Below are 26000 nucleotides of genomic sequence, written 5' to 3' on the forward strand. Positions count from 1 at the left end.
CTGACCCGTCCCCTCGGCCCGCCACCCCGCGCCGGACCCCTTCGACCCTCCTGACCAGCCACGTGTCCCGGAAGGACCTCGCCATGACCCTCATCGACTACCGCCGCCCCCTCTCCGAGCGGCGCCCCGCCGCCGGCACCTCGACCGATCCGTCGGCCCCTGACCGCAGCACCCCGCGCGGGCGCCTCGAGGTCGTCGGCCCCCTGGGGCCCCGCTTCGAGGAGATCCTCACCCCCGAGGCGCTCGACTTCCTCGCCCTGCTGCACGACCGCTTCGCGAGCCGACGCACCGAGTCGCTCACCGCCCGCACCCTGCGCCGGGAGTCCATCGCGGGCGGGGCCATGTTCGACTTCCTCCCCGCCACCCGTGCGATCCGCGAGGACCGCAGCTGGCGCGTCGCCGGCCCCGGGCCGGGCCTCGAGGACCGGCGCGTCGAGATCACCGGCCCCACCGACCGGAAGATGACGATCAACGCCTTGAACTCGGGGGCGAGGGTGTGGCTCGCCGACCACGAGGACGCGCTGAGCCCCACCTGGGACGCGGTCATCGACGGTCAGCTGAACCTGCACGACGCGATCCGTCGGCAGATCGACTTCACCGGCGAGAACGGCAAGGAGTACCGCCTGGCCGAGGAGACGGCGACGATCGTGTTCCGGCCCCGCGGCTGGCACCTGCCCGAGCAAAGCATCTGCGCTGGGTGCGGGCCGACGGCCGCTCGATGCGGGCCTCCGCCTCGCTGGTCGACGCGGGGCTGTACCTCTTCCACAACGCGCGCGAGCTGATCGAGCGCGGCTCCGGCCCCTACCTCTACCTGCCCAAGCTCGAGTCCCATCTCGAGGCGCGGCTGTGGGACGAGGTGTTCACGATCGCCGAGCGCCGGCTCGGGATCGAGCACGGCACGATCCGCGCGACCGTGCTCATCGAGACCCTGCCCGCGGCCTTCGAGATGGAGGAGATCCTCTACGAGCCGCGCGATCACTGTGCGGGGCTGAACGCGGGACGCTGGGACTATCTCTTCTCGATCATCAAGATGTTCCGCGACCGGGGCCGACGCCGCGTGCTCCCGGACCGCTCGCAGCTGACGATGACGGTGCCGTTCATGCGGGCGTACACCGAGCCGCTGGTCGCGACCTGCCACCGCCGCGGCGCGCATGCGATCGGCGGGATGAGCGCCTTCATCCCCGACCGCCACGACCCCGAGGTGACGCGGCAGGCGCTGGTCATGGTGGCCGAGGACAAGCGGCGCGAGGCGAGCGACGGCTTCGACGGCACCTGGGTGGCGCATCCGGACCTGGTGCCGGCCGCGCAGGCCGAGTTCGACGCGGTCCTGGGCGAGCGCCCGCACCAGGTGGACCGGTCGCGCGAGGACGTGCACGTGACCGCCGAGGACCTGCTCGACCTCGAGGTCGAGGGCGGGGCCATCACCGCCCAGGGGATCCGGCAGAACATCCGCGTGTCCCTCCGCTACCTGGACGCGTGGTCGCGCGGCTCGGGCGCCGTCGCGATCGACCACCTGATGGAGGACGCGGCGACCGTGGAGATCTCCCGCTCGCAGCTGTGGCAGTGGATCACCCAGGGGATGCTCACCGACGAGGGCATGCCGGTGACGCGGGAGCGGGTCGAGTACTTCATCGACCGGGCCGTGCTCGAGCTCGACACCGAGCAGGGCGACCGCATCCCCGAGGCGGCCGAGTCGCTCAAGGAGGCGGTCCTCGGCGACGAGTTCCCGGCCTTCCTCACGAACGGCGCGTACGAGCGCCACCTGGGGTGATGTTGGGCAGGTGACGGTGCGCCGGGTCGGCGCACGGGTGAGGTCCGGAGGGCGCTCGGTCGAGCGTTCCGGACAGATCGGACACCCGTGCGCCGACCCGGCTATGTTCAGGCCATGCGCATCGGCATCGACATGGGCACCACCCGCACCATCGCGGCGGGCGTGGACCGCGGCAACTATCCCGTCCTCTCGTTCACCGACCCCGACGGGGACGAGCACGCCCACTTCCCCTCCGTGATCGCCGAGGTCGACGGGCGGCTCGTCCACGGCTTCGAGGCGGAGCGCGCCGCCCGCGCCGGCGCCCCGCACCTGCGCTCCTTCAAGCGGTCGCTCGGCGACCCGGACACGCACCCGGGCACGACGGTCCGGCTCGGCGGGCGCGAGCACCTGCTGCTGGACCTCGTGACCGCCAGCGGGTTCAGCCGGGAGCACGGCCTCGCCCGACGGGGGTGACGGCGGCGGGAGATGCGGAACGGTGCTCGGCAGAGTCGCGCTGACCGTCCCTCCACACCGGGGTCCGGGCCTGGCCCCGCGAGTCGGGGCACATCTGCGTTCCGGTCCGGGCGCGCTCAGCGGGCGCCGAGGAACTCCTCGAGCACCTCGTCGAGGATCTCTGCCGTGTCGCGGAGGCGGGCGATCCGTCCCTCGAGCTCGCGTCGGTGGACGCGCAGCGAGTTGATCCCGTCGGCCGCGCCGTCGGACCTCCCCAGCGGCGGCGGCAGCGGTGCGATCTCGGTGCTCGTGAGGCCGGCGGCGAAGAGCCGCCGCACGAGTAGCACGCGGTCCACCGCCTCGGCGTCGAAGCGTCGGTGGCCGGCGGCGGTGCGGGCCGGGGTAAGCAGGTCCTGCTCCTCGTAGTAGCGCAGTGAGCGGGCGCTCACGCCGGTGCGCGCGGACAGCTCGCCGATGCCGAAGCGTGCGGGAGCACCGGTGCTCACAGCAGGGTTCACACGGGTGTCAACAGCGGTCATGGCGCCACGGTATGCCCGAGTCGCCGTCAGATCGTGCAGGTCAGGGGCGTGTCGCGATAAATGACATCGATGTGACGCCCTGCTCCGATCTGTGCGGTCTCCGGATCAGTGCGCTGGGGGCTCGGGGGCGTCCGTCGGTCCAGGTGGCTGCGACGGTCTCGGGGCACTGCCCCTGGCCATGTCGTCCAGCAGGACGAGGACGCCGTCGCTGGCAGGGAGGGGCCGGATGATCGGCAGGTCCGTGATCCGCAACGGCAGGCGGTCGAAGGCGCGGTAGATCGTCGACCATCCCTTCGCCGACGAGCCCTCGTCCAACGCTGGTTCCTCTCCGGTCGCTCCGGTGCCGTGGGCCGATGCGACGGGCGGGGTCGCCGTCTCGAGGGAGCCCTCGACGACGGGAGGAGTCTCGGCGACCGGGCAGTGGGACGCCATCGACGCCGGTGGTCGCGGGGAGAGCAGGACGGGCAGAGATGGGCGAGCCTGCGGTGTGAGGCACCGGCAGGCCTGCGATGCCGGACTCCGCCAGCTGACGACGGCGGCGCCGTCGGTAGGTGCCGACCGGGTCGAAGTTGATGCCGCCCCGCCGTGCCTTCTGGCCGTAGCGGGTGGTCCACTCGACCGTGCGCCGCGTCCCGTCCTCGTCGTGGATGACGCGGACGCTCTCCCCGGACTCCTCCTTCTGGTTGTCCCCGCCGCAGGTGCCGTTCCCGTTGTCGAGGCTGGTCGCACCGCCCTGCGACCAGGGCACGATGTGGTCCAACTGGCGGATCGGGGCATTGCAGAACGGTGCACGGCAGGTCTGGTGGGCGAGCGTGAGGAAGCGCCTCAGGGAGGCGGGGAAGGCTCTGGACCTCGCCTCGACACCGACGAGCTGGCCGGTGTCGAGGTCGGCGTAGAGGTTCCGGATCGTCAGCGCGAGGTCGGTGTCCTCGCCCCCGGAGTCCAGGGCCCGCAGCATCGCCTCACGGACGTGGTCGTAGGGGACCGGCCCGAATCCCTCGATCGTCGCCGCGTCGGCGTGCGCCGGGGCGAGCAGGGACCGGTCGGTGATGATGATCCCGATGTCCAGGGTGGTTGGATCGATGCCGTCGCCCCGGCCGACCAGGGCGTCGGCGAACATGTCCGCCATGATCTGCTGGTGGCCGCGCCGGTCGCCGGCGGCGCGGGCGCCCTCCGCCGCGACGGACAGCCCCTTCCGGATCCGGGCGGCGTCGATCGCCGGGATCAGCGCCCGCACCGAGGCCATGCCGTGGTCCTCGCGCGTGATCGTGACGTGCCGATCCTTCATCGCCCGACGATGGCGCTCCGCCGCCCCCTCCGGATCCAGCGCATGGAGCAAACGCGCGACGTGGTCGGAGATCTCCCGGGTGCCGCAGTCCTGCAGGTCGGGGAGCTGTGCGGTGAGCATCGTGTCGACCAGTTCCCGCACATGCGGCGGCACCGGCCCCATGGCCGAGCCGACGGTGTGCACCGAGCGGGGGTTCAGCGTGCCCTCGGCCAGGGCGGTGAGCATGCCCGGCATGCTCTGGACCAGCCGACGGCAGGTCGCCAGGCTCCGACCGGCCACGGACCGCGACTCCTTGAGCATCCGCGAGGCCTCGGAGCGGGCGACCTGCATCGCCTGTCGCGGGCTCTCCTCGCCCTGCAGGCAGTCCTCCTTCACCGCGGCCTCGAGGCGCACCAGCGCACGAGCTCGCACCGCATCCAGAGCGACTTCGATCCCGACGATGCTCGACAGGAGTGTCTTGGTCTCGGCCACGGACAGACGGTCGAGCGACGGGGAGCCCTGCACGCCGAGCGTCATGAGGGCTGACCGGGCCGCCGCGACATCGACCTCTCCGACGAGGACCGCTCTCTCCTCCACACGCACGGGTACGTCCACCGGCACCGGCGCGCCCTCAGCGGCGTCATCCGCAGGCGGGACGTCGTTCACCGGACGGTAGCCGTCGTCGGCCTCCCCGGTGTCGTCGCGTCGCTGCGGATCCTCTGTCATGTGACCAGTATCGCATGGCAGTTTGATAGAGGGAAGAGTCCGGTAGAAACCCTCCACAGCTGTGCACAGAATGTGGAAAAGCGGGGCGTGTGGAGGAACAGTGGGGAGGGTGGTCCTGTCCGGATGCGGCGGCGGCGGCGGGATGCGCGTCAGGAGAGTGCGGCCGGCGAGCCGCTCCGACGTGCGATGCTTCGGACACATCGTCTTGTTCGCCCTGGGCCGATGCCGAATGCCACAGCCGCGGGGGAGTCGTCCCGCGAGAGGCAGAGAGAAACGGGTTTCGGGGAGGTCGCACTGCTCACGAAGCAGGAACGGTCGCCGCCGTCGGCTCGGAGAGAATCCGGAACACGCGCCCGGAAGTTGCTTTTCGTGCATCGACGATGGTGTCGCCCGAGAAGCTGTCGAGTCTCCGTGGTCGCCCAATCGCACAGACGTACGAGGTGATGGTGAGCGCTGCGCGAGCATGCCGAACCGGTACCGGTCCGCGCGAGCGCACCCCACCCGCCCCGGCGACTCGCGGGGAGGCCGGGCGGTCGGGGCCGTCCCGTCGGCCTCAGGCGGTGTCGTGCGTGGCGATGAGCGAGACCGCCACGAGGAACAGTGCGATCGCGCCGAATCCCGCGCCGGCACAGGCGGGCGGCGCGCGGTGCTCCAGACCGCGGTCGTGGCGGCTGACCCCGACATATCCCAGGACGACGGCGGCGAGGCCCGGCGGCACGGCGAGCACGTCGCCGATGATCGGGATCAGGGCGCAGAGCGGCGCGATCAGGCCGAGGGCGAGGGAGAGGTCCCCGGGGGAGCGCCGCCCGCGTCGGGGCGCACGGGCATCGTCCATGCTTGCATCGTAGAGGGGAGTGTGCGACGTGGCCCGGGTGTCGCACCTGCTCGCGCTCCTGCTGGGCACTGCGCGGGTGCTCGGCCCCCGGAGGTGCGTCCGGCGGTGCTCGCGCTGGCGGGCCGTGCTCGCGGCACCTGGGGAGAGCAGTGCGCTCCGCGGTGACGAACTGGTGCGCCGCGGCATACCGGACGCGGGAAGGGCCGACGGCGAGGGGACACGGGATGAACGCATTGCGACGGGTCGAAGCAGACCAGCCGCACCGCTTCCGCGGCACCGCGCCGGGCACCCCCTGACCTCACTTCAGCGGGTTCTCCTGCGGAGGCGCCGCCGCGACCAGCGGGTGGTCCTTCTCGATGACGCCCATCTTCGCCGCGCCGCCGGGCGCTCCGAGCTCGTCGAAGAACTCGACGTTGGCGTTGTAGTACTCCGCCCACTCGTCCGGGGTGTCGTCCTCGTAGAAGATCGCCTCGACCGGGCAGACCGGTTCGCAGGCGCCGCAGTCCACGCACTCGTCCGGTTGGATGTAGAGCATCCGGTCGCCTTCATAGATGCAGTCGACGGGACACTCGTCGACGCAGGCGCGGTCCTTCACGTCGACGCAGGGCAGGGCGATCACGTAGGTCATCGGAGGCGGTCCTCCCAGGAGCGGTGGGGCGGTGCGGGTCCTTCCCGCGATGCTACGAGCACCGTAGGATCTCAAGTGCACTTGAGGTCAAGGCGGAGGGAGGGGATGCTCGTGAATGCGCCCCACGAGCCCGAGCGACTCATGACCATCGGTGAGATGGGCCGACGCACCGGCGTCGCCGCGAGCGCCCTGCGCTACTACGAGGACCTGGGGCTCATCGCCTCCGTGCGCACCGCCGGGAACCAGCGACGCTACGCCCGGCACATGTTGCGCCGCGTCTCCCTGGTCTCGGTCGCCAAGCGCCTCGGGATCCCGCTGGCCGACGTCGGCGCCGCCTTCGGCGACGTCCCCATGGACCGCACACCCTCCCACGCCGACTGGCGGCGGGCCTCCGCCGCTGGCGCCGCACCCTCGAGGAGCGTCGACGCGCGATCGAGCGGCTCGAGCACGAGCTGACCGGGTGCATCGGCCGCGGGTCGCCTCTCGCTGAAGGCCTGCGCGGCCGCTGAACCCCGACGACGCGCTCGCTGCGACCGGCGCCGGGCCCCGCCGGCTCGAGGACGTCATCGAGGACGACGAAGGAGACGACGGCGCCGACGAGCGGACGTGAGTGCGGGGCGTGCGGCCGACGCCGCGCAGTCGCGCGAGACGGCCGCCGAGCGCGGGGCGTCAGCCGCCGGGACGTCGCGCGCCAGTCCACAGCCGTCCGCTGATGGCGACGTATGACGCCCCGGTTTGCCCTCAAGCGGACTTGAGGTTCTATGGTCGAGCTGTTGCTCGCCGGGCGGACCGGCGGGGTTCGACGAAAGGAAGGACTGATCATGGCTGAGTACACGCTTCCCGATCTCGACTACGACTACGGCGCGCTGGATCCCTCGATCTCGGGGAAGATCATGGAGTCGCACCACTCCAAGCACCACGCGACCTACGTCAAGGGCGCGAACACGGCGCTGGAGAAGCTCGCCGCGGCGCGCGAGGCCGGGGACTTCGGGTCGATCAACCAGTTCTCGAAGGATCTCGCCTTCAACCTCGGCGGTCACACGAACCACTCGATCTTCTGGAAGAACCTCTCCCCGGAGGGCGGCGACAAGCCGACCGGCGAGCTCGCGCAGGCGATCGATGAGTACTTCGGCTCGTTCGACTCCTTCCGTGCGCACTTCACGGGCGCGGCGCTGGGCATCCAGGGCTCGGGCTGGGCGGTGCTCGCCTACGAGCCGATCGGCGGGAACCTGGTGATCGAGCAGTTCTACGATCAGCAGAACGGTGTGCCGGTGGCGACGATCCCGCTGTTCCAGCTGGACATGTGGGAGCACGCCTTCTACCTGGACTACCAGAACGTGAAGGCGGACTACGTCAAGGCGATCTGGAACATCGTGAACTGGGCCGACGTGCAGGCCCGCTTCGAGGCCGCGCGCTCCTCCGCGTCCGGTCTCGTCGTGCCCCAGGCCTGATTCCGCAGGCTTCATCCCGGGGCCTCATGCCCTGAGTGCTGACGGCCCGTGTCCCCTGACGCAGGGGGCGCGGGCCGTCGTCATGCCGGGGGTCCCCGCACAGCCGCGTCCTGCGTCGCGCGAACTCGCTCGCGCCGATCCGGCAGGCCGCCGACACCCCGTCCGGACCAGGCCTCCTGCAACCCGTCCGAGGACCCTCCTGACGCCGGGGACGCCCTGGAGTAGGGTCACCGGCACCTCGCCGACGCACGGCGGCCCGGACCCGTCGTGCGTCGGCGTCGGCATGTCCGGGGGCGGCGGGACCCGCGCGGCGCCGCGGCTCAGGCGGCCGGGTCCTCCACCCGGCCGTCGCGCAGGGTGATCACACGGTCCGCGTCCTCGGCGAACTCGCGGTCGTGGGTGACCATCACTGTCGCGACCTTCAGCTCGCGGGTGATCCCCACCAGCAGGTCCACGACCTCGCGGGAGCGCTCGTGGTCCAGGGCGCTGGTCGGCTCGTCCACCAGCAAGACCGCCGGATCGGTGAACAGAGCGCGGGCGATGTTGACCCGCTGGCGCTGACCGCCGGAGAGCTCGTGCGGTCGACGGTCCGCGTACTGGCCCATCCCGACGCGCTCGAGCATCGCCTCGGCCCGGGACCGCTCGGCGCGCAGTCGCCGGCCGCGCACTCCGGCGAGATGCTTCGTGACCAGCGGCTGGTCGCGCACGGTGAGGGCGGGCAGCAGGTTCGGTCGCTGGAAGACCACGCTGATCCGATCCCGGCGCATCGCGGTGCGGCGCTTCTCGTCCAGCGCGGTGAGGTCCGTGCCCTCGATCAGGACCCTGCCGGAGCCCGGGACGACGAGCCCCGCGGCGACGCTGAGCAGGGTGGACTTGCCCGAGCCAGAGGGGCCGAGGATCACCGCGAACTCGCCGCGGGCCACGTCGAGGCTCGCCTGGTGCAGGACGGTGTTCAGGCGCTCGCTGCCGTCGGGGTTCCTGCCGTCGGGGTAGGGGACGGTGACGTCCCGCGCGGAGAGCGCGGGGGCGGTCGTCGTGGTGTCGGGGGCGGTGATGGTGGCGGTGGTGGTCATGGGGTTCAGTTCCCTCCGAGGGCGAGCAGCGGATCGACACGGGTGACGCGCCGGGTGGCGAGGACGGAGCCGAGCGGCCCGATCACGAGCACCCCGGCGACGGGCAGCAGCACGGTCACCGCCGAGGACTCGAACGGGGCGACGGTCGCGAGCGCCGCACCGCCGGCCCCGCCGACGACCCCGCCGACCGCCGCGCCGACGGCGAGCAGGATCGCGGCCTGGCCGACGGTGTCGCGCAGGACGTAGCGGGCGGTCGCGCCGAGGGCGCGCGCGACGGCGATGTCGCGGGTGCGCTGGATCGTCCAGACGGACAGGAAGGCGATCGTGACCAGCGCGGAGATGCCGTAGAGGAAGCCCTGGATGAGGGTCAGCGAGCCGTTCTCCGAGGAGTAGGAGGGCAGGGCGGCGAGTGAGTCGGAGACGCTCACTGCGCGGGTGCCGGAGTCCCAGGCGGCCTGCTCGACGACGGCGTCGTCCGGTCCGGCGCCGTGGACCAGCAGGGCGGAGCCCGCGGTGTCCTCAGCCTGATGGGCGAGGTCCTTGAAGGTGGTGACGTCGACGTAGCCGACGGGGGAGTGGGAGTACCAGGAGGTCGGGGCGGTGCCGACGACGGTGAGGTCCTGGCCGTTGACCTGCACGGTGTCCCCGGGTGTGACGCCGAGGTCCGCGGCGACGTCCTCGGGCAGCAGCGCCTCGCCCGGGGCGGGCGCCGAGGGCGCGCCTGCGCGGCCTCGCCGTCGGGGGCGATGCCGAACAGGGCCAGCGAGGTCACCGCCTCGCCGGCCTCGATGCGCATCTGGCCGACGGACAGCGGCTCGGCGGTGATCCCGTCGGCCGCCTTCCAGGTCGCGGCCTGCTCGGTCGAGACCTGCGAGTCGGACCAGGAGATCTCGTCGCCGAGGGTGGGGGTGAGCACGACCGCGTCGGCCGGCAGGTCCTCGATGGCGGAGATGTTCTGGTGGGCGAGACCGCGGGTGAGGCCGGTCAGCGGCACCAGCAGCAGCGTGAGCAGGGCGATCACCCCGATCATGAGGGTGAATCGACCCTTGGCGTGGACGATGTCTTTCAGCGCGACGAACATGGCTCCATGCCATCGCGGATCCCGCCCGGCGACATCGCCTGTGCGGGATGGTCCCCGCTGACCCGAAGGACGAGCGCGGAGTCGTCCTTTCGGACGATGCCGTGAGCGGGGGTGCGCGGCGGGCCTGCCCCTAGAGTGTCGAGGGTGAACGCAGAGCCAGTCCCGGAGCAGGAGTCGGACCGTCCCCGGATCGGGGAGGACCGGGCGCCGACCGGCACGCCCGTGTCGTCGGCCCGGCCCGCGCCTGCGGTCGAGCCCGCACCGGGGGCCTCGCACCGGCCGGCGGACGATCCCACGCCGACGGGCGACACCTCCACCGCGCTCGCCGCGACGCGCGCGGCGCGATGCACGTCGCGTTCCTGGTGTCGCCGGTGGTGGGCGCGGTCCGCGCGGTCACGGCCGACGGGGTCCCCGCGCCGCTCGCGATCCTGTGCGCCGCCGTGCTCGCCGTGATCTACCTGCTCGGCTCGCAGCGGGCCCTGCGCCGCGGCGAGGCCGGACGCGCGGACACCACCGACCTGTTGCTCCCGTCGGCGCCGTGGGTGCTCGCGCTGACCGCCGCCTGGATGGCGACCACCTTCGTCTCCCCGTCGTTCGTGTGGATCGCGTTCACGCTGTTCTTCCTGGTCCTGTTCGCGCTGGGACCCGTCGGCGGGCCCCTCGCGCTCGCGCTGGTGACCCTGTGGGCGATCGTCTCCCCGGTGCTCGGGCGGGACGAGGCCCTGCTGGGCGTCGGCGAGATCCTCGGACCGCTGATCGGCGCCGTGTTCTCCCTGGTCGCGCACGCCGTCTACCGGCGCCTCTCGCGCGAGACGGATCGCAGCCGGGTGCTGGTCGCGCATCTCCGCGCCGCCCAGGCCGAGCTCGCCGACTCCGAGCGGCGGAAGGGCGTGGCCGAGGAGCGGCGGCGCCTGGCCAGCGACATCCACGACTCCCTCGCCCAGGGCCTGAACTCGATCGTGATGCTCTCCCGCGCCGCGGGCGCCGCTCACCCGTCGGCCGCCGAGGAGTTCTCCCGCATCGAGCGCACCGCCCGCGAGAACCTCGCCGACGCACGCGGCCTGGTCCGCGATCTCGCGGACCGCGCCCCGCGCACCACCCTCGAGCAGGCGCGCGCGAGGTGATCGCCCGTGTCGAGGCGCTCGGCGGGCCCACCCGCTGGGAGCCGCGGATCGACGGGACCCCGATGGAGCTCGCGCCCGAGCAGGTCGAGACGCCGCACCGGGCCGCGCAGTCCCTGGTCGCGAACGTGCAGCGGCATGCCCAGGCGCGGCGCTGCGTGCTCACGCTGGCCTGGTGGCCGGACCGGGTGAGCCTCGACGTGGTCGACGACGGGCGCGGCTTCGACCCGTCGGCCGTGGGTCGGGCGGCCGACGGCGCCGCCGCCGGCGACGCCGCGCGCACCAGTGGTGGCGCGCGCATCGCCCCCGCCGCCGGGCCGGCCGTCGACGCCCCTGCCCTCGATCGTGCCGAGGGCGGCGACGGGTCTGCGTCTCGTCGCGCGCCCGGATGGACCGGGCCGGGGGTACCGTGACGATCGACTCGACCCCGGGGGAGGGCACCGCCGTCGGCTTGACCCTTCGGCTGCGCGACCAGGAGGTCCGATCGTGAGCATCCGACTGATGATGGTCGACGACCACCCCGTCGTCCGCGCCGGCGCGCGCCCTGCTCGAGGCCGATGCGGAGGTCGAGGTCGTCGCCGACGTCGGCTCGGGCGACGAGGCGCCGCAGGCGCTGGACCGGCTGGTGACCACCGGCGAGGGCGCCCCCGACCTGGTGCTGATGGACCTGAACCTCGGCGACGGGATCGGCGGGATCGAGACCACGCGGAGACTTCGCGCGCAAGACCCGGGCGTGCAGGTCCTGGCCGTGACCACCTTCGACGCCGAGGCCGACGTGGTCGGTGCGCTCGAGGCCGGCGCGACCGGCTATGTGCTCAAGGACGCGCCCACCGAGGCGCCGCTGGACGCCGTGCGCGAGGCCGTCGCCGGACGCTCGGTGCTCTCCCCGAGGTGCAGCAGAGCTGCTGGTGCGGCGCATGGCCGAGCCCCGCACCGCCCTGTCGCCGCGCGAGACCGAGATCCTCGAGGTGCTCGCGACCGGTGCGACGAACCGCGAGGCGGCCAAGCGCCTGTTCATCTCCGAGTCGACGGTGAAGACCCACCTCGTCCACCTCTACGAGAAGCTCGGCGTCGAGAGCCGCACCGCGGCGGCGCGGGTGGCGCGGGAGCGCCGGCTGATCCGCTGAGAGGGCGGACGCACGGCGCCGGCGCCCCCGAGGACGGGGACGCCGGCGCGCAGGAGGCCGACGGCGCGGGCGAGGACCCGGCGCTCACCACCGATGGGCGACGTCGATGACCAGGCGGGACCCGTCGCCCGGGCCGTCGAGCACGAAGGCCCGCATCGGGAGCCGGGCGCGGACGCCGAGCCCGATCAGGGTCTGTCCCTCGAAGGCGCCGGTGAAGGCGACCTGGCGGAAGGTGCGATAGCCGGTCACGTCCACCGCGCGCGACGGGGTGCGCGGCGAGTAGGTCGCCTCGCCGCGGTCGTCGTAGGCCGCGGCCTCGATGAGGACCTGCAGGTCCGCCGCGCCCGAGAGCGGGACGACCTGCCCTGAGCCGAGCCGCTCCACACGGCTCACGTAGGAGACGGAGTACCCGGTCACGGTGCCGTCCAGGTCCACGACGAGCCGGTCGAAGCAGTCGTGGCGGCCGGAGCGGAGGTTCTCGACCTGGGCCGAGGTGGTGGCGGTGATCGACTCGGGGAGCGATCCCCAGCGGATCCCGCAGTACGGCGCGGCCGACGCGGTGGCCGGGGCGACGGCGCCCAGTCCCACCATCAGCGCGCCCGAGGCGAGGACGGACAGGATTCTCTTCTTCACGGTCGCCTCCTCCAGGCGACGGCGAAGGCCACGGCGGCCAGGGCCGTATGATGGGATTCTCCGCTCCCGCGCGAGCGCGTTCCAGTGACCGGCAGGTCATGACGACCGAATCGTGATCTAGGGATGACCTGCGGGAGCGGAACTCTCCGCAGCCATCGCGTCGGCCGGTGCCGAGGGTGATCGACACCTGATGCCCGATGGACGGCACGAGCGGGCGCAGGCGGCGGACCTCGGTCCCGCATGTCGCGGCCGTGGGGCTGGCACGATGCCTCGTATGACAGCGCTCGTCGCCTATGCGACCCACTCCGGAGCCACCCGCACCCTCGCCGAGACCCTCGCCGACGCCCTGCGCGGGGCAGGTCTCGACTGCGAGCTCGTCGACATCGAGGACGCGCCGGACCCGGCCGGCTACGACGCCGTGGTGCTCGGCTCGGGCGTGCGCGTCGAGTCCATCGAGAAGAGCGCCGCGGCCTGGGCGAAGCAGTACGCCGACGCCCTCTCGACCAGGCCCTTCGCCTTCTTCTCCTGCTCCGGCTCCGCCTCCGACCCCGCCAAGGGCGGGAAGCAGAAGGCGACCGACGCCTTCCTCGCGACCCTCGATCACACCCCCGTCGCGACCGCGAACTTCCCCGGCTGGGTGCTCATGGACCGCATCCCGCGCACGAGCGCGTCTCGCTGAAGTCCATGCGCACCCCCACCGGGGACTTCCGCGACCTGCCCGCCGTCGCGGCGTGGGGGAGGGAGATAGCGCCGCTGCTGCAGGGCTGACCTGCAGTGACGATGTCCTACGCCGGTAATACCATGCGGTCATGGCGACGATCAGCAAGCGCGAGCTCAACCAGCAGACCGCCGCGGTGCTCGCTCGTGTCACCGACACGGAGGATGCGGTCGTGACGGAGCGGGGCGTGCCGCGGTGGCGAGTCAGCGCGCCCGAGAACCCGAAGGCGTGCTGGCGAGGCTCGAGCGGCAGGGGAGATTCACCCCTGCGCGGTCGACGCCGTCCCCGTGGCCGTCGCGGGTCGACGTGCCCGTCTACACCACGAGTGAGGCGGATGCGTTCCTCGCCGAGATGCGCGGCGATCACTGAGTCATGAGCAGTGACCTCGTCTATCTCGACTCCTCTGTTGCTCTCCGCGCGATCCTCGATGTTCCGGAGCGCACGCACGTCCAGCCCTGGATGGACCGGGCCGGGACTCTCGTCTCCTCCCGCCTGCTCCGCACCGAGGTGGTGCGCGTCCTCCGCCGTGAGGGACGCTCCCTCGTCGACGGGACGCCACTCCTGGATCGGGTGGGACTGCTCGAGATCGGGCGCGACACGCATGCCGTGGCCGAGTCCATCGAGCGCCACGTGAAGACCCTCGATGCGCGCACCTCGCCACTGCGGCCGCTCCTGGGCGAGCCGGTCGTCGTCGCCACCCACGAGAGGACGATGAAAGACGTCGCGGCGCATCTCGGGCTGGAGGTCCTGGACCCTGTCGATCGCGTCGGATGAGGCCGAATCGACCGTTCCGTCTTGCTCATCCTTCCCGCACGACCCGCAGGAACAGCCCATGGAAGCGTGTCTCGCCGGTGGACTCGGGGTGGAACGCGAGCCCCATGACCCGGCCCTGCCGCGCCGCGACCGCCCGCCCGTCCGGCGGCGCGGCGAGCGGCTCCGCGGCCGGCCCGATCTCCTCGATCAGCGGGGCGCGGATGAACGCGGCCCGCACCGGCGCCCCGTCGGCCCGCGGCCCCTCGAGCGCGGGGACCACGAGATCCGTCTCGAAGGACTCCGTCTGCCGGCCGAAGGCGTTGCGGCGCACGGTCACGTCCAGCCCGCCGAAGGTCTCCTGACCGGGGCCGCCGTCCCGCGCCCGCTCGGCCAGCAGGATCAGCCCCGCGCAGGTGCCGAGCACCGGCAGGCCGTCCGCGATCGCGTCCCGCGGCGGCTCGCGCGCCCCGGTGATCCGGGCGAGGCGATCGATGACCGTCGACTCCCCGCCAGGGATCACCAGGCCGTCGACCACTGCGAGCTCGGCGGGTCGCCGCACCGCGGTGACGTGCGCACCGAGTCGCTCGAGCATGCGCGCGTGCTCGCGCACGTCGCCCTGCAGGGCGAGCACCCCGATGCGCGGGCCGGAGGTCGCGCCCCCGCTCACCACCCGCGCTCGGCGAGGCGGTGCGGGGCGGGGAGGTCGGCGACGTTGATGCCCACCATCGCCTCGCCGAGGCCCCGCGAGACCTCCGCGATCACGGCGGCGTCGTCGTAGGAGACCGTCGCGCGCACGACGGCGGCCGCGCGCTTCGCCGGCTCGCCGGACTTGAAGATCCCGGAGCCGACGAACACCCCGTCGGCCCCGAGCCGCATCATCATCGCGGCGTCCGCCGGGGTCGCGACCCCGCCCGCGGTGAACATCGGCACGGGTAGCGCACCGGCCTCCGCGACCTCCTTGACCAGCGCGTACGGAGCCTGGAGCTCCTTCGCGGCGAGGTAGAGCTCGTCCTCCGAGCGGGCGGACAGGGCCCGGATCTCGGCGTTGATGGTGCGGATGTGCTTCGTCGCCTCGGAGACGTCGCCGGTGCCGGCCTCGCCCTTGGAGCGGATCATCGCCGCGCCCTCGGTGATGCGACGCGCGCCTCGCCGAGGTTCGTCGCCCCGCACACGAAGGGCACGGTGAAGCGGTGCTTGTCGATGTGGTGGACGTAGTCGGCGGGGGAGAGCACCTCGGACTCATCGATGAAGTCCACGCCCAGCCGCTGCAAAGACCTGCGCTTCGACGAAGTGGCCGATCCGGGCCTTGGCCATCACCGGGATGGAGACCGCCTCGATGATCCCGTCGATCATGTCGGGGTCGGACATGCGCGAGACGCCGCCCTGGGCGCGGATGTCGGCAGGCACTCGCTCGAGCGCCATGACGGCGACCGCGCCGGCGTCCTCGGCGATCCTCGCCTGCTCGGGGGTGACGACATCCATGATCACGCCTCCCTTGAGCATCTCGGCGAGGCCGCGCTTGACGGTGCCGGTGCCGGTGGAGGGGGCGGCGCTGGTGGACGGAGTGGGGGCAGGGGCGCTCATGGGAGCTCCTTCGCAGCTCGCGCGGCGCGGGCCGACGGCTCCTGACGCCGCGACCCTCCCTGCACCACTTTGATCTAGGCCAAAACGTAGCACGGGGTCGCGAGAGCGTCCTCGGGGGTCCACAGGGCGGCGCGGATCTGGGCGGCCATCGCGAGAAGTGGCGCTAAGCGCGCAGCGAGGCACGAATTCGGGGATGGATGCGGGCTGAGCGCCACCATTCGCGACCGCCCTTCCGAGAGGGCCGTCTCCACCCGGCCGCCCACCGACGCTCGCCCTAGACTCAGGCGCGTGGAGACCCCCTCGACCGCGCAGATCACCGGCACCACCGCCGCGGAGATCGCCGGCGGCGTGCGCGACCTGGTCGACCGCGGCGAGCTGGTCCCCGGTGACCTGCTCCCGCCGGTGCGCACCCTCGCCGAGCAGCTGGGCGTCAACCGCAACACCGCCGTCGCCGCGTACCGGAAGCTCGCCCGCGACGGCGCCGTCATCGCGCAGGGCCGGGCCGGCACCCGCATCGCCGGCCCGCAGGCGGTGGCGCAGGAGGGTTACGCCGCCCCAGAGGCGCTCAGGGACCTCACCGGTCGCGCAGGCTCCGCAGGTCCCGGCGGACTCGCCGGGCCCGAGGCTCTGGGCGGACTCGGCGGGTCCGACGCTCCCGGGGGACCCGAAGCTCTCGGCGACGCCGCGAGAGCAGGCCGCGGCACAGGAGGCGTTCCCGCGGGAACGCTCCGCGACCTCGGCGGCGGCAACCCCGACCCCGCCCTCATCCCGGACCTCGCGCCCGCGCTCGCCGGTGCCGTCGGCCGCCCGGTGCTCTACGGCGAGCCGGTGATCGATCGAGGCTTCGAGGCCTGGGCGCGGGACTGGGTCGCGCCCGACGTGCCCGGCGGCGCCGATGTCGATCTGACGCTGACCAGCGGTGCCGTCGACGCGATCGAGCGTCTGCTGGCTCAGGCGCTCGTGCGCGGCGACGCCGTGGCGCTGGAGGACCCGTGCTTCCTGGCGAGCATCCAGACCGTCCGCCACGCGGGCTACCGCGCGGTGTCCGTCCCCGTCGACGACGAGGGCATGACGCCGGACGGGGGCGCGCGCCGCGCTCGAGCTGGGCGCCCGCGCCGTGGTCCTCACTCCTCGAGCCCAGAACCCCACGGGCGCCTCGCTCAGCCCACGCCGGGCCGAGGAGCTGCGAGTCGTGCTCGCCGACCATCCCTACGTGCTCGTCGTCGTCGACGACTACTTCTCGTTCCTGTCCCGTCGGCCCTTCCGCTCGCCGGCGCCGCCCGGGCACCGCCGCTGGGCGCTCGTGCGGTCGGTCTCGAAGTTCCTCGGCCCCGACCTGTGCCTCGCGGTCGCCGCGACCGACCCCGAGACCGCCGCCCGGCTCGCGCCGCGGCTCAGCCCCGGCACCACCTGGGTCAGCCACCTCCTGCGGCGGCTCGCCCACGGGGTGCTCGCCGACGACGCCGCCCGCGCCCTGATCGAGCGGGCCGGCGAGCACTACTCAGCCCGGAACGCGCAGGTCGCCGCGCTGCTCACGGCGCAGGGGCTCCCCGTCGAGGCGGCCGACGGGATGAGCCTGTGGGTCCCCGTCCCGCGCCCCGCCCGGGAGATCGCGGCGGAGCTTGCCCGTCGAGGGTGGCGGGTGCGCACCGGGGACGATTTCAACCTCGCCCCGGGCGCACCGGGGGTCGCCGGGGCCGAGCCCTCCCGGCATCTGCGTCTGACCGTGCACGACCTGACCGACGAGAAGTCCGCGCGGCTGGTGCAGGACCTGTCGGCGGCCTGCCGCTGAGGTGACGGGCGGGCGGCCCGGGGAGCCCGAGGCCGCCCGCCGATCGTCGGCACGAGGCCGCCCGCCCCATGCCCGCCCGGCCGCGCGGCCGGGATCAGCTCGCGCGGCGGGGATCAGCTCGCGCGGTGGACGGCCGCCGAGGCGCGTCGGCGGGAGCGCCCCGCGGAGACGACGATCAGCACGGCGCCGAACACGGCCCAGATCGCCAGGACCAGCGCGGGTGTCGTCGCGCCGCCGCCGTCGAAGAAGGCCACGGAGCGCAGCAGAGAACCGGCCGCGCCGAGCGGGAGGCCCTGACCGATCTCGCCCCACGGGGCCGGCGACCACTGCCAGCCGGTGGACAGGCCCGAGAGCGGGTTCGCCACGAACATCATCAGCACCGCGCCGAGGCCGAGACCGGCCGGCCCGAGCAGGGACTGGAGACCGAGGACCGTCAGCGACACCGCGGCCACACCCAGGGAGAGCGCGAGCGAGGTCGCGAGGTAGTCGCTGTCGAGCTCCGAGGGGCTCGTCCAGGGCGGGGCGGAGCGGCGCATGAGGGCTCTGCGCATCATGACGCCGGTGGTACGTCGGGCGAAGGCCGCCGGAGTGCTGGCCAAGGGCGTCCGCACCGTGCAGGTGTTCCTCGGTCTCGCCGCGATCACGCGGCCGGCGCCCCGCGGCCTCGAGGGGGCAGCTGCCCGGTCAGCGGGACTGGATCGTGGACGTCTACCTCAAGGGGTCGCGGCCCTGAGGCTCGGGGCTCCTGAGGCTCAGGGCCCGGAGGGGCTCAGCGTCCGGGGCGGCCGCAGCGAGGACCGGGGTGGGGCGCCGGGCCCTAGCGCGTCTCCTCGATCGTCCCGACGATCCGCTCGGCGACCTCCCGCAGTCGGCGGAGCCGCTCGGGATCGAGCGGATCGATCGCGAGGTCGAGCACCTCGGCGGCATGACCCGGCGCGGTCGCCACGACCTTCTCGAAGCCGGCATCGGTGAGCACGGCGAGCGTGGTGCGGCCGTCGGCCGGGTCGGGGACGCGCTCCACCCAGCCCTTCGTCTCCAGCCGGGTGACCACCTGGGAGAGGCGCTGGAGGCTCGAGTCCACGAGCGTCGCGAGCTCGCGCAGGCGCAGGCGACGGCCCGGTCGCTCGGAGAGCTGCGAGAGCACCTGGTAGTCGAAGTGGGTGATCCCGGCATCGCGACGCGGCTGGGCATCGAGCGCCGCGGGCAGGCGCACGAGGAGGCTCGTGAGAGCCCGCCAGGTGGCCTGCTCCTCGGGCGTCAGCCAGCGCGGGTCCTCGGTGGTCACCCGGGAGATCCTACCTGTGGCGGCGGTGGCGGCCCCGAGCCGCGGAGACCGCAATCGCGCGGTTCCCTGCGGTGGGGTCAGACTTCTTCTTCAGGAGGAAGATCGAACCATGCAATGTGCCCGGGGCCGGGGCGGCGCCCGCCGAGTGCCTCCCACACGGTTCCTACGTGCTCAACGACTGCCTCGACCGGCTCTGGCGCAGGGTGGAATCCCGTGTCATCGATCGACCCGGCCACAAGGTCCCCGCGCACCAGCAGTCGTCCCAGGACCTCGATCCCGCGCCGTTCGAGCTCTTGATCATCGCTCACGCCGGAGCGCAGTAGTGCCGAGACGACGTCGCCGGGATTCACCCAGTCGTCGACAGCGGCATCGAGCACGGCCTTCTCGACCTCGTCAGGCGAGGAAGCCGCCCACTCGGCCAGGGCTCGGGGTGTCGCGAACCTCGGCCCGGTCGCCGGACGATGACCTACCTGTCCGTCTGCGCGCGCAGCGATGACAGCGCCGAGCGGGAGCTCTAGCGCCCATGGCGCGCGAGTCGCGACGAGCAGTGTGCTGTCTTCGCCAGGACGGGTGAGAGCGAGGGTCAGCACACCGCCGGGGACAAGAGTTGATGCGGTGATCACAGCGCCGAGCGCCGGGCATCGTCCGTGACCAGTGCATCCCCAGACGTTGGAGTCTCTCCGTGAAGAACTGCTCCACGGCTGGTGACCAGTCGGGTCTGTTCGGTGTCGATGTCCAGCGCTTCGACCCACTGCCCTCAAACGGTCTCGAGTGCCTCGCGGAGCGCATCCTCGTGCAGGGTCATCGGATGTGCACCTTCTCAATCGTTCCATCAGGGTGGAGTACGTCGATCGTGCGACCACCGCAGCGTGAACTCTCGCGCGGCCCGATCTCGGTCCCGTCCGGTTGCCTGACCCATTCTCCACGGCACCCGGGACGGCGGATCACCTCGCCTCCGCGCGCCATCTGGCCGTAGGAAGCCTGAAGCTCGGCATCGCTGCCCACGGTTCGGACCCCTGGATTCTTGCCAGTTGGCATCTTTCCGAGTACCTCCCCGGGCGGTCTCGGGGCGCCGCCCCCGGACGAAGGCTGGTGAGTCTCCGGCTGGCGAGGTGACCCTGGGGACTGGGGATTGTTCGCCGCCTCAGCGAGAAGAATCCCGCCCCCGGCGACCGTGACGGCGGCGCCCGCAGCGATGAGCTCTGCCGATCCGACCATGACGACGCCACCAGCGACCGTTCCGCCACCGAAGGTGACCAGCCCGGGCGCCGGCGCCTGTGCACCGCTGGTCCGCATCGCGGCGCCGTGACTAGGATCGACGGCGACCGTGACCGCTCCGACGACGGAGAGCACCCATGTCCCTGCAGGACCCGCCGGCCGCGCGCGCGTCGGCATCGTCGGCACCGGGGGATCTCCCGGGCCCATCTGCCCGGCTGGCAGGCGCTCGGCGCCGAGCCGCACTGCACCAGCCCGGAGGGCGCCGAGGCGTTCGCCGCCGAGGCCGGGGCGCGCGTGCACCCGGACCTCGACGCACTGCTCGCGGCGGTGGACGTCGTGGACGTCTGCACCCCCACCCCCTCGCACCCCGGCATCGTCCGCGCCGCCCTCGATGCGGGGAAGGACGTGCTCTGCGAGAAGCCGCTCGCGCTGACCGGCGAGGAGGCGCGAGAGCTGGCCCGGCACGCCGAGAACGTCGGCCGCCTGCTCTTCCCCGCGCACGTCGTGCGCTACTTCCCGCAGTACGCCGCCGCGAAACGCGCCGTCGACACCGGCGCGATCGGCACCCCCGCCGTGCGCGCTTCGAGCGCACCGGCGCCCTGCCGGACCGGGACTGGTACGCCGACGAGGAGCGCTCCGGCGGCATCGTGATGGACCAGATGATCCACGACATCGACCAGGCGCTCTGGCTCGCCGGCGACGCGGAGTCGGTCCACGCCCGCCAGCGGGTCGCCGCCTCCGACCCGGCCGTGCGCACCGCCCACGTGGTCCTCACCCACCGCTCCGGCGCGCTCAGCCACTGCCGCGGCTTCTGGGGCCCCGAGGGCACCCGGTTCCGCTACACCTTCGACCTCGCCAGCGACCGCGGCCGCCTACGGTACGACAGCGCCGGCGACGCAGGCATCACCTTCGACGACGTCGCCTCCGCCCGGCAGGCGAGCGGCGACGGCTTCCTGCCCGACGTCTCCACCATGGAGGACCCCTACGCCGCCGAGATCGCCGAGTTCGCCCGCGCGGTCACCGTCGGCGGCGCCACCCGCGTCGAGGCGGCCGACGGCGCCCGCGCCGTGGAGGTCTCCCGCGCCGCCCTCGACTCCCTGCGCACCGGACGGAGCATCCCATGCTGAACGCCCCAGGTCAGGATCCCGCGAACGCGCCGACCGACGCCCCCGCCCCGCTGCGCGTGGCGCTGATGAGCCGCGCCCACACCCACGCCTCCTCCTACGCGGCGCCGCTCGAGGCCCGAGCCGACGTGGACCTCGTCGTCGCCGACCCCGACGGCTACGGGGACGTGCGCGGCGTGCGTGTGGCCGGCGGCTACCAGGACGCCTGGGAGGCCTGGCCGGAAGGCCCCGACGCCATCGTCGTCACCAGCGCGAACGCGCACCACCGGGAGCTCGTGCTCGAGGCCGCCCGCCGCGGCGTGCACGTGCTGTGCGAGAAGCCGCTCGCGACCACCGTGGCGGACGCCGAGGAGATGGTCTCCGCGTGCCGCGAGGCAGGCGTGGTGCTGATGACCGCCTTCCCCGTCCACTTCTCGCCCGCCGTCCAGGCGCTGCGCGGCGCGATCGCCGACGGCACCCTCGGCGAGATCGTCGGCCTGACCGGCACGAACAACGGCAAGCTCCCCGCCGGTCGCGAGTGGTTCACCGACGTCGAGCTCGCCGGCGGCGGCTCCCTCGTCGATCACACCGTGCACCTCGCCGAGATCCTCGACTCCGTGCTCGGGGAGCCCGAGAGCGTCCACGCCGTCTCCAACCGGATCCTGTACGCCGACCGCGCGGGTGAGGGTGCCGAGACCGGCGGGCTCGTCACCCTCACCTATGCCTCCGGCGTCGTCGCCACCATCGACTGCTCCTGGTCGATGCCGGCCGACGCCCCGACCTGGGGCGGGCTCACCCTCCAGGCCCTCGGCACCGGCGGCCAGCTCCAGATCGACGCCTTCGCCCAGCACGTGGGCGGCCCCGGCCAGTGGCTTCCCTACGGCACCGACCTCGACGCCCCTGTCGCTGGACGCCTTCCTCGACGCGGTCCGCGCGGGCGAGGCGGCCACGCCGACGGGGGAGGTGGGGGCGCGCGGACCGTCCGCGTCGTCGCCGCCGCACAGGAGTCGGTGCGCACCGGGCGACCGGTGGCGCTCGCGGGATGAGGGGAGCGGCGCCGGGGAACGTGCGGTGCTGCGAGACCAGCGGTGCCGAGGGCCGCACGGCGCCGGGGTGTGAGGTGCCGGGGCGTGAGGTGCCGGTCCGCAGCGATCCGTCGGCCCCGCAGCCACACTTCCTATAGGGTGCCGGTCGAGCGGGTGCGTCGCCGGGAGCGTCCCGCCCGTGCGACGAGCGACGCCGCCGGGACGGGCGATGACGCCGGGCCCGGGAAGAGAGAGGAGTGCCGTGATGGCTGTGCGACGGCAGGTGCCGCGTGCCGAGGTCGAGGAGCTGATCCTGCGGCGGCCGCTGGAGGCACGCTGGCCCCCGGGGGCGCGGCTGAGCATCGACGGGCTGGCCCGCGACCTCGAGGTCTCCCCGACCCCGGTGCGGGAGGCGATGGTGTCCCTCGAGCGCTCCGGGCTGGTGGAGTACGTGGCGCCGCGCGGGTACGTCGTCGCGCCGATGCTCGACGCCGAGCAGATGACCGAGGCGCTCGATGCCCGACGCGTCGTCGAGACCGCCGCGCTCGGCCGGGCCTTCGAGGACGTGGACGCGCCGCTCGCCGCCCTCGAGGAGGCGCACGCCGCCCACGGCGCCGTCATCGCCCGGATCGAGGCCGCCGGCGAGGTGAGCATCGAGCCGCTCCAGGAGCACTTCCACGCCGACTGGTCCTTCCACCAGGCCCTCTTCGACCACTCCGGGAACCGCTACCTCTCCACGATGGTCGAGACGGTCCGCGCCCACACCCACCGCATGCGGCAGACCTGGGTGGGCGGCCCCGCCGCGCTCGACGTCCACGAGGCCTACACGGAGCACGGAAGGATCCTCGAGAAGGTGCGCCGCCACCACCACGACGGGGCCCTGCATGCCCTGGATGAGCACCTCGCCGCCGTTCTCGAGCGCTCCCACGTCGTCGCGGAGGCGGCGGCGGCGAAACAGAACGCGGACGCGGCGACCTGAGACGCGGCGCGAGCCGGGAGGTCCGCACGCCCGGGCGCGCGCCGATATGAACTGTCCTGCGCGACGGCCGTCGCCTCCCGTCGGGCGGCGGCGCTCGACGGAGAGTCCGGGGACCTGGTGCGCGTCGCTGTCTCGGCCGGGGCTCAGCGGTCGGCGTGCGGATCCGCCGACGGCTCGGAGAAGCGGGCGCGCAGGAACTCCGAGTGCACGTCGAGGGTGCGCGAGACACCGGAGACGACCTCGTGCTCGAGCCGGTCCAGACGACCGTCCAGCACCGCGAGTCGCTCGTCGATGCGCCGCAGGTTCCCCGCCGCGCGGGCGCGGGTGTCCTCCGTGGATCCGGGGGTCAGGAAGCCGACCGTGTCCTCGAGCGCGCCCACCAGCTCGGGGACGTAGCGCTCGGTCATCCCCTCCAGCAAGATCACATCGGGGTCCGAGGCGCGACGGGACTGCAACGCCGCCGAGCCCAGCGGCGCGTCGACCCGCAGCAGGAGGGTCTCGGCGCGGTCCAGCAGGCGCTTCTCCGTCGGCCCCTGGATCCGGCGCCGCATCCGATGGATGCGTCGACGCCGCTGAGTGGAGTCCTTGACGATCTTCTCCAGCATCGCCCGGGTGCCGGAGGAGATCTCCTCCGTGGAGCGGCCCAGGCGCGTCGGCCTCGGTCGACGATTGCGCAAGAGGAAGGGCAGCGCCGCCGCCCGCGACCGCGGCGATGCCGAGGCTCGCCAGGAACGGGGTGAGCAGACCGGCCCCGCCCACCAGGGCGCTCACGCCGAGGAGCATGAAGTCGCTGATCCCGAGCACTCCCGCGAGCACCACCGGCACGCCGACGGTCAGCCAGCGCCCGCGCCTGCGGGGCAGCGAGACCGAGCGGGAGCGCGGGGCATGGACCGTGCCCTCGAGGGGTGCGGTGCCGGCGGCCCACGACCCTGGCGCGGGCGGCGCCGGGGCGCGCAGGCCGGGATGCGCCCCCGGGCCGGGGCGCGAGGGCGTCCCGCCGGGACGTGCCGGGTGCCGGCGGGGCGAGGGGCTCTGGGGGCTCATGGGAACCGCGGACCTCTCTGTGGACGGAGCTGAGGTCTCGACGGGGAGGGCCCTGCGGTCGGGCCTCGAGGCGATCGCGGGAGGCGACCTGCGCGGCCGCAGACCCGGCGTGGGCCCTCGTCGTCGACGGCTCCCAGGCTATCGCGGCACCGTGAGGATCCCCTGGGGGATGTCCCCCTGATCCTGGGAGGGAGGCCCGGGGCAGGCGGCGTCCTCGGGGAGGGCGGAGGAGGTGTCCATGCCCCCACCGCAGCACATCCCGGCGCGGGGTGAGGGATCAGGCGGCCGCGTGCGCCTCGGCGATCCGCAGCAGCTCGAGATAGCCCTCCAGCTTCCACGCGGTGCGGCCGACGAAAAGGCCGGTCACGTGCTCGATCCCGAGCAGGCCCGCGGCGTTGTCGAGGTTGACCGATCCGCCGTAGAGCGGCCCCGAGACCTTCCCCGAGTACCGCCCTCCGAGCGCGGCGAAGGGCTCGACGAGCTCATCGACCGTCGCGGGGCGGCCCTTCTCGCCGATCGCCCAGATCGGCTCGTAGGCGATCACCACGCGGGCGAGCTCTTCGGCGGAGAGCCCCTCGAGCGCGCCCGCGGCCTGCTCGAGGATGAACGCGCTCGAGTCGCCGGCCTCCTTCACCTCGGCGCTCTCGCCGATGCACAGCGACGGGGTGAGGCCGTGACGGAGCGCCGCGGCGACCTTGAGGCGCGTGGTCTCCACGGTCTCGCCGAAGTGCTCGCGACGCTCCGAGTGCCCGATCTCGACGACCTGGGCGCCGGCGTCCTTCGCCTGCGGCACGGAGACCTCGCCGGTCCACGCGCCCTCGTCCTCCCAGTGCGCGTTCTGCACGCCGAGCGGCGACGGGGGAGTCCTCGCCGAGGACCTCCCGCACCGTCGTGGTGGCGGTGAAGGAGGGGATCACGAAGGGCTGGACGCCGGCAGGGGCCTGCCGGCTGTGCTCGCTCGCGAGGTGATCGCGAAGGCCCTCGGCCCAGGCGCGGCCCTCGGCGAGAGTCTTGGTCATCTTCCAGCTGGTGCCGATCCAGAGGGGGGACATCTTCGCTCCTTCGACGAGACGTGCCATGGGGGTGTTCGACGTCCGGTACCAGTTTCCTGGTACCGGACGTCGAACAACTGGTCGGGTCCTGGTACCGGACGTCGAACAACTGGCCTGTGGGGGCGCGCTCGGGGTGAGAGTGCGCCGCCGGCCCGGGTGCCCAGCCCGAGCCGGTCATCCCGAGCCCGAGCCCGGGGTTCTGAGCCGGGGCCCGGGCTCAGCTCACTTCTCGAGGGAGCCGTCGTAGGCGCAGATCGCGTCGACCTTCGCCGCCGAGGACGACTCCGGATCGAACTCGAGGTCGAGCCACACCTTCACCAGCTCCTTCGCGAGCTCCAGCCCGATCACGCGCTCGCCCATGCACAGCACCTGCGCATTGTTCGACAGCACCGAGCGCCGCACCGAATAGAGGTCGTGCGCGGTCACGGCGCGGATACCGGAGACCTTGTTCGCCGAGATCGCGACGCCCAGACCGGTGCCGCAGATCAGCGCCGCACGATCCGCCTCGCCCGCGGCGATCTTCTCCGCCGCCTCGACGGCGACGTTGGGGTAGTAGGTGCCGTCCTCGCGGCCGGTCACGCCCACGTCGATGACCTTCTCGACGCGGGGGTCCTGCTCGAGCGGCTCCTTGAGCGCGGACTTGTGGCCGTAGCCGGCGTTGTCGGAACCGGTGACGATGGTCAGAGCCATGATGTTCTCCTTCGGAGTCGAGGGGTAGGGGTCGGTGGAGCTGTTCCAGGGGTGATGGAACGCGGTCACGTGG

At 73.1% G+C, this 26000-nt stretch carries 26 protein-coding genes and 5 pseudogenes; 15 read left to right on the top strand and 16 right to left on the bottom strand.

Features of this window, described 5'->3' with window-relative positions:
- Positions 1-83 precede the first annotated feature (83 nt).
- A pseudogene (aceB, locus tag WKH84_RS13990) lies at positions 84-1771 on the top strand (malate synthase A).
- Positions 1772-1885: 114 nt separating this feature from the next.
- Complete coding sequence (locus tag WKH84_RS13995) at positions 1886-2224, top strand: hypothetical protein (protein WP_341854095.1); 339 nt, start codon at positions 1886-1888, stop codon at positions 2222-2224.
- Between the two features lie 116 nt (positions 2225-2340).
- Here the strand turns inward: WKH84_RS13995 and WKH84_RS14000 are convergent, their stop codons facing one another.
- The 4 genes from WKH84_RS14000 to fdxA all read right to left on the bottom strand — a co-directional run bounded on the left by WKH84_RS14000 (position 2341) and on the right by fdxA (position 6198).
- Positions 2341-2742 (bottom strand): MerR family transcriptional regulator, encoded by a 402-nt coding sequence (locus WKH84_RS14000; protein WP_341854096.1) that lies wholly within the window; start codon positions 2740-2742, stop codon positions 2341-2343.
- A 40-nt stretch (positions 2743-2782) separates the two neighbouring features.
- Positions 2783-4735, bottom strand: a complete 1953-nt coding sequence (locus tag WKH84_RS14005) for a DUF222 domain-containing protein (RefSeq protein ID WP_341854097.1) — start codon at positions 4733-4735, stop codon at positions 2783-2785.
- A gap of 553 nt (positions 4736-5288) precedes the next feature.
- Positions 5289-5570 (bottom strand): hypothetical protein, encoded by a 282-nt coding sequence (locus tag WKH84_RS14010; protein ID WP_341854098.1) that lies wholly within the window; start codon positions 5568-5570, stop codon positions 5289-5291.
- Between the two features lie 298 nt (positions 5571-5868).
- Positions 5869-6198 carry a ferredoxin gene (gene fdxA, locus WKH84_RS14015; RefSeq protein WP_341854099.1) on the bottom strand — a complete coding sequence of 110 codons (330 nt, stop codon included), beginning with the start codon at positions 6196-6198 and terminating at the stop codon, positions 5869-5871.
- Positions 6199-6303: 105 nt separating this feature from the next.
- Here fdxA and soxR point away from each other — a divergent pair.
- Both soxR and WKH84_RS14025 read left to right on the top strand, forming a co-directional pair.
- Positions 6304-6808, top strand: a pseudogene (soxR, locus tag WKH84_RS14020) (redox-sensitive transcriptional activator SoxR).
- 211 nt (positions 6809-7019) lie between these two features.
- A complete protein-coding gene (locus WKH84_RS14025; protein ID WP_341854100.1) occupies positions 7020-7649 on the top strand; it encodes a superoxide dismutase in 630 nt (209 codons plus the stop codon).
- Positions 7650-7969: 320 nt separating this feature from the next.
- Here the strand turns inward: WKH84_RS14025 and WKH84_RS14030 are convergent, their stop codons facing one another.
- Genes WKH84_RS14030 through WKH84_RS14040 form a run of 3 tightly spaced genes read right to left on the bottom strand, consistent with a single transcriptional unit; the run spans position 7970 to position 9752 of the window.
- Positions 7970-8722: an ABC transporter ATP-binding protein gene (locus WKH84_RS14030; RefSeq protein WP_341854101.1), complete on the bottom strand. Its 753-nt coding sequence runs from the start codon at positions 8720-8722 to the stop codon at positions 7970-7972.
- Between the two features lie 5 nt (positions 8723-8727).
- A complete protein-coding gene (locus WKH84_RS14035) occupies positions 8728-9150 on the bottom strand; it encodes an ABC transporter permease (RefSeq protein ID WP_341854102.1) in 423 nt (140 codons plus the stop codon).
- Positions 9147-9752, bottom strand: a complete 606-nt coding sequence (locus WKH84_RS14040) for a hypothetical protein (protein WP_341854103.1) — start codon at positions 9750-9752, stop codon at positions 9147-9149. The genes WKH84_RS14035 and WKH84_RS14040 overlap by 4 nt, the downstream gene beginning before the upstream one ends.
- A 395-nt stretch (positions 9753-10147) precedes the next feature.
- Here WKH84_RS14040 and WKH84_RS14045 point away from each other — a divergent pair, with 395 nt between their 5' ends.
- The 3 genes and pseudogenes from WKH84_RS14045 (at position 10148) to WKH84_RS14055 (ending at position 12051) form a co-directional block, all read left to right on the top strand.
- Complete coding sequence (locus tag WKH84_RS14045) at positions 10148-10927, top strand: histidine kinase (protein WP_341854104.1); 780 nt, start codon at positions 10148-10150, stop codon at positions 10925-10927.
- Positions 10924-11337: a hypothetical protein gene (locus WKH84_RS14050; protein ID WP_341854105.1), complete on the top strand. Its 414-nt coding sequence runs from the start codon at positions 10924-10926 to the stop codon at positions 11335-11337. The genes WKH84_RS14045 and WKH84_RS14050 overlap by 4 nt, the downstream gene beginning before the upstream one ends.
- A 73-nt stretch (positions 11338-11410) precedes the next feature.
- Positions 11411-12051, top strand: a pseudogene (locus WKH84_RS14055) (response regulator transcription factor).
- A gap of 84 nt (positions 12052-12135) precedes the next feature.
- Here WKH84_RS14055 and WKH84_RS14060 read toward each other — a convergent pair.
- Complete coding sequence (locus WKH84_RS14060) at positions 12136-12684, bottom strand: hypothetical protein (protein ID WP_341854106.1); 549 nt, start codon at positions 12682-12684, stop codon at positions 12136-12138.
- A gap of 274 nt (positions 12685-12958) precedes the next feature.
- Between WKH84_RS14060 and WKH84_RS14065 the strand changes: the two genes are divergently transcribed.
- Both WKH84_RS14065 and WKH84_RS14070 read left to right on the top strand, forming a co-directional pair.
- Positions 12959-13363, top strand: coding sequence for a flavodoxin domain-containing protein (locus tag WKH84_RS14065; protein WP_341854107.1), 405 nt, complete (start codon positions 12959-12961; stop codon positions 13361-13363).
- 411 nt (positions 13364-13774) lie between these two features.
- Positions 13775-14176 (top strand): PIN domain-containing protein, encoded by a 402-nt coding sequence (locus WKH84_RS14070; RefSeq protein WP_341854108.1) that lies wholly within the window; start codon positions 13775-13777, stop codon positions 14174-14176.
- 25 nt (positions 14177-14201) lie between these two features.
- On the opposite strand, the gene pdxT is transcribed toward WKH84_RS14070, so the two are convergent.
- Complete coding sequence (gene pdxT, locus WKH84_RS14075) at positions 14202-14822, bottom strand: pyridoxal 5'-phosphate synthase glutaminase subunit PdxT (protein ID WP_341854109.1); 621 nt, start codon at positions 14820-14822, stop codon at positions 14202-14204.
- A pseudogene (gene pdxS / locus WKH84_RS14080) lies at positions 14819-15739 on the bottom strand (pyridoxal 5'-phosphate synthase lyase subunit PdxS). Before pdxS ends, pdxT begins: the two are co-directional and overlap by 4 nt.
- A gap of 288 nt (positions 15740-16027) precedes the next feature.
- Here pdxS and WKH84_RS14085 point away from each other — a divergent pair.
- Positions 16028-17531, top strand: a pseudogene (locus WKH84_RS14085) (aminotransferase class I/II-fold pyridoxal phosphate-dependent enzyme).
- A gap of 113 nt (positions 17532-17644) precedes the next feature.
- On the opposite strand, the gene WKH84_RS14090 reads toward WKH84_RS14085, so the two are convergent.
- The 3 genes from WKH84_RS14090 to WKH84_RS14100 all read right to left on the bottom strand — a co-directional run bounded on the left by WKH84_RS14090 (position 17645) and on the right by WKH84_RS14100 (position 19193).
- Positions 17645-18085, bottom strand: coding sequence for a hypothetical protein (locus WKH84_RS14090; RefSeq protein WP_341854110.1), 441 nt, complete (start codon positions 18083-18085; stop codon positions 17645-17647).
- 263 nt (positions 18086-18348) lie between these two features.
- Positions 18349-18816: a MarR family transcriptional regulator gene (locus WKH84_RS14095; RefSeq protein WP_341854111.1), complete on the bottom strand. Its 468-nt coding sequence runs from the start codon at positions 18814-18816 to the stop codon at positions 18349-18351.
- 77 nt (positions 18817-18893) lie between these two features.
- Positions 18894-19193 carry a hypothetical protein gene (locus WKH84_RS14100; RefSeq protein ID WP_341854112.1) on the bottom strand — a complete coding sequence of 100 codons (300 nt, stop codon included), beginning with the start codon at positions 19191-19193 and terminating at the stop codon, positions 18894-18896.
- A gap of 928 nt (positions 19194-20121) precedes the next feature.
- On the opposite strand from WKH84_RS14100, the gene WKH84_RS14105 reads away from it, so the two are divergent.
- The 4 genes from WKH84_RS14105 to WKH84_RS14120 all read left to right on the top strand — a co-directional run bounded on the left by WKH84_RS14105 (position 20122) and on the right by WKH84_RS14120 (position 23141).
- A complete protein-coding gene (locus tag WKH84_RS14105; protein ID WP_341854113.1) occupies positions 20122-20685 on the top strand; it encodes a Gfo/Idh/MocA family oxidoreductase in 564 nt (187 codons plus the stop codon).
- Positions 20679-21161 (top strand): hypothetical protein, encoded by a 483-nt coding sequence (locus tag WKH84_RS14110; RefSeq protein WP_341856897.1) that lies wholly within the window; start codon positions 20679-20681, stop codon positions 21159-21161. The genes WKH84_RS14105 and WKH84_RS14110 overlap by 7 nt, the downstream gene beginning before the upstream one ends.
- On the top strand, positions 21155-22183 hold the full coding sequence (locus WKH84_RS14115) for a Gfo/Idh/MocA family oxidoreductase (RefSeq protein ID WP_341854114.1): 1029 nt from the start codon (positions 21155-21157) through the stop codon (positions 22181-22183). Before WKH84_RS14110 ends, WKH84_RS14115 begins: the two co-directional genes overlap by 7 nt.
- 244 nt (positions 22184-22427) lie before the next feature.
- Entirely contained in the window at positions 22428-23141 is a 714-nt protein-coding gene (locus WKH84_RS14120; RefSeq protein WP_341854115.1) for a GntR family transcriptional regulator, read from the top strand.
- Between the two features lie 143 nt (positions 23142-23284).
- On the opposite strand, the gene WKH84_RS14125 is transcribed toward WKH84_RS14120, so the two are convergent.
- Complete coding sequence (locus tag WKH84_RS14125; RefSeq protein ID WP_341854116.1) at positions 23285-23818, bottom strand: hypothetical protein; 534 nt, start codon at positions 23816-23818, stop codon at positions 23285-23287.
- Positions 23819-23877: 59 nt separating this feature from the next.
- Between WKH84_RS14125 and WKH84_RS14130 the strand changes: the two genes are divergently transcribed.
- Positions 23878-24366 (top strand): hypothetical protein, encoded by a 489-nt coding sequence (locus tag WKH84_RS14130; protein WP_341854117.1) that lies wholly within the window; start codon positions 23878-23880, stop codon positions 24364-24366.
- 96 nt (positions 24367-24462) lie between these two features.
- Here the strand turns inward: WKH84_RS14130 and WKH84_RS14135 are convergent, their stop codons facing one another.
- Both WKH84_RS14135 and WKH84_RS14140 read right to left on the bottom strand, forming a co-directional pair.
- Positions 24463-25029: a triose-phosphate isomerase gene (locus WKH84_RS14135; protein WP_341854118.1), complete on the bottom strand. Its 567-nt coding sequence runs from the start codon at positions 25027-25029 to the stop codon at positions 24463-24465.
- Between the two features lie 430 nt (positions 25030-25459).
- The gene (locus WKH84_RS14140) at positions 25460-25927 is read right to left on the bottom strand and encodes a ribose-5-phosphate isomerase (protein ID WP_341856898.1); all 468 of its coding nucleotides are present in this window, start codon (positions 25925-25927) and stop codon (positions 25460-25462) included.
- Between the last annotated feature and the right edge of the window lie 73 nt (positions 25928-26000).

This window comes from Brachybacterium sp. GPGPB12 (assembly GCF_038396325.1).
GTDB lineage: Bacteria > Actinomycetota > Actinomycetes > Actinomycetales > Dermabacteraceae > Brachybacterium > Brachybacterium conglomeratum.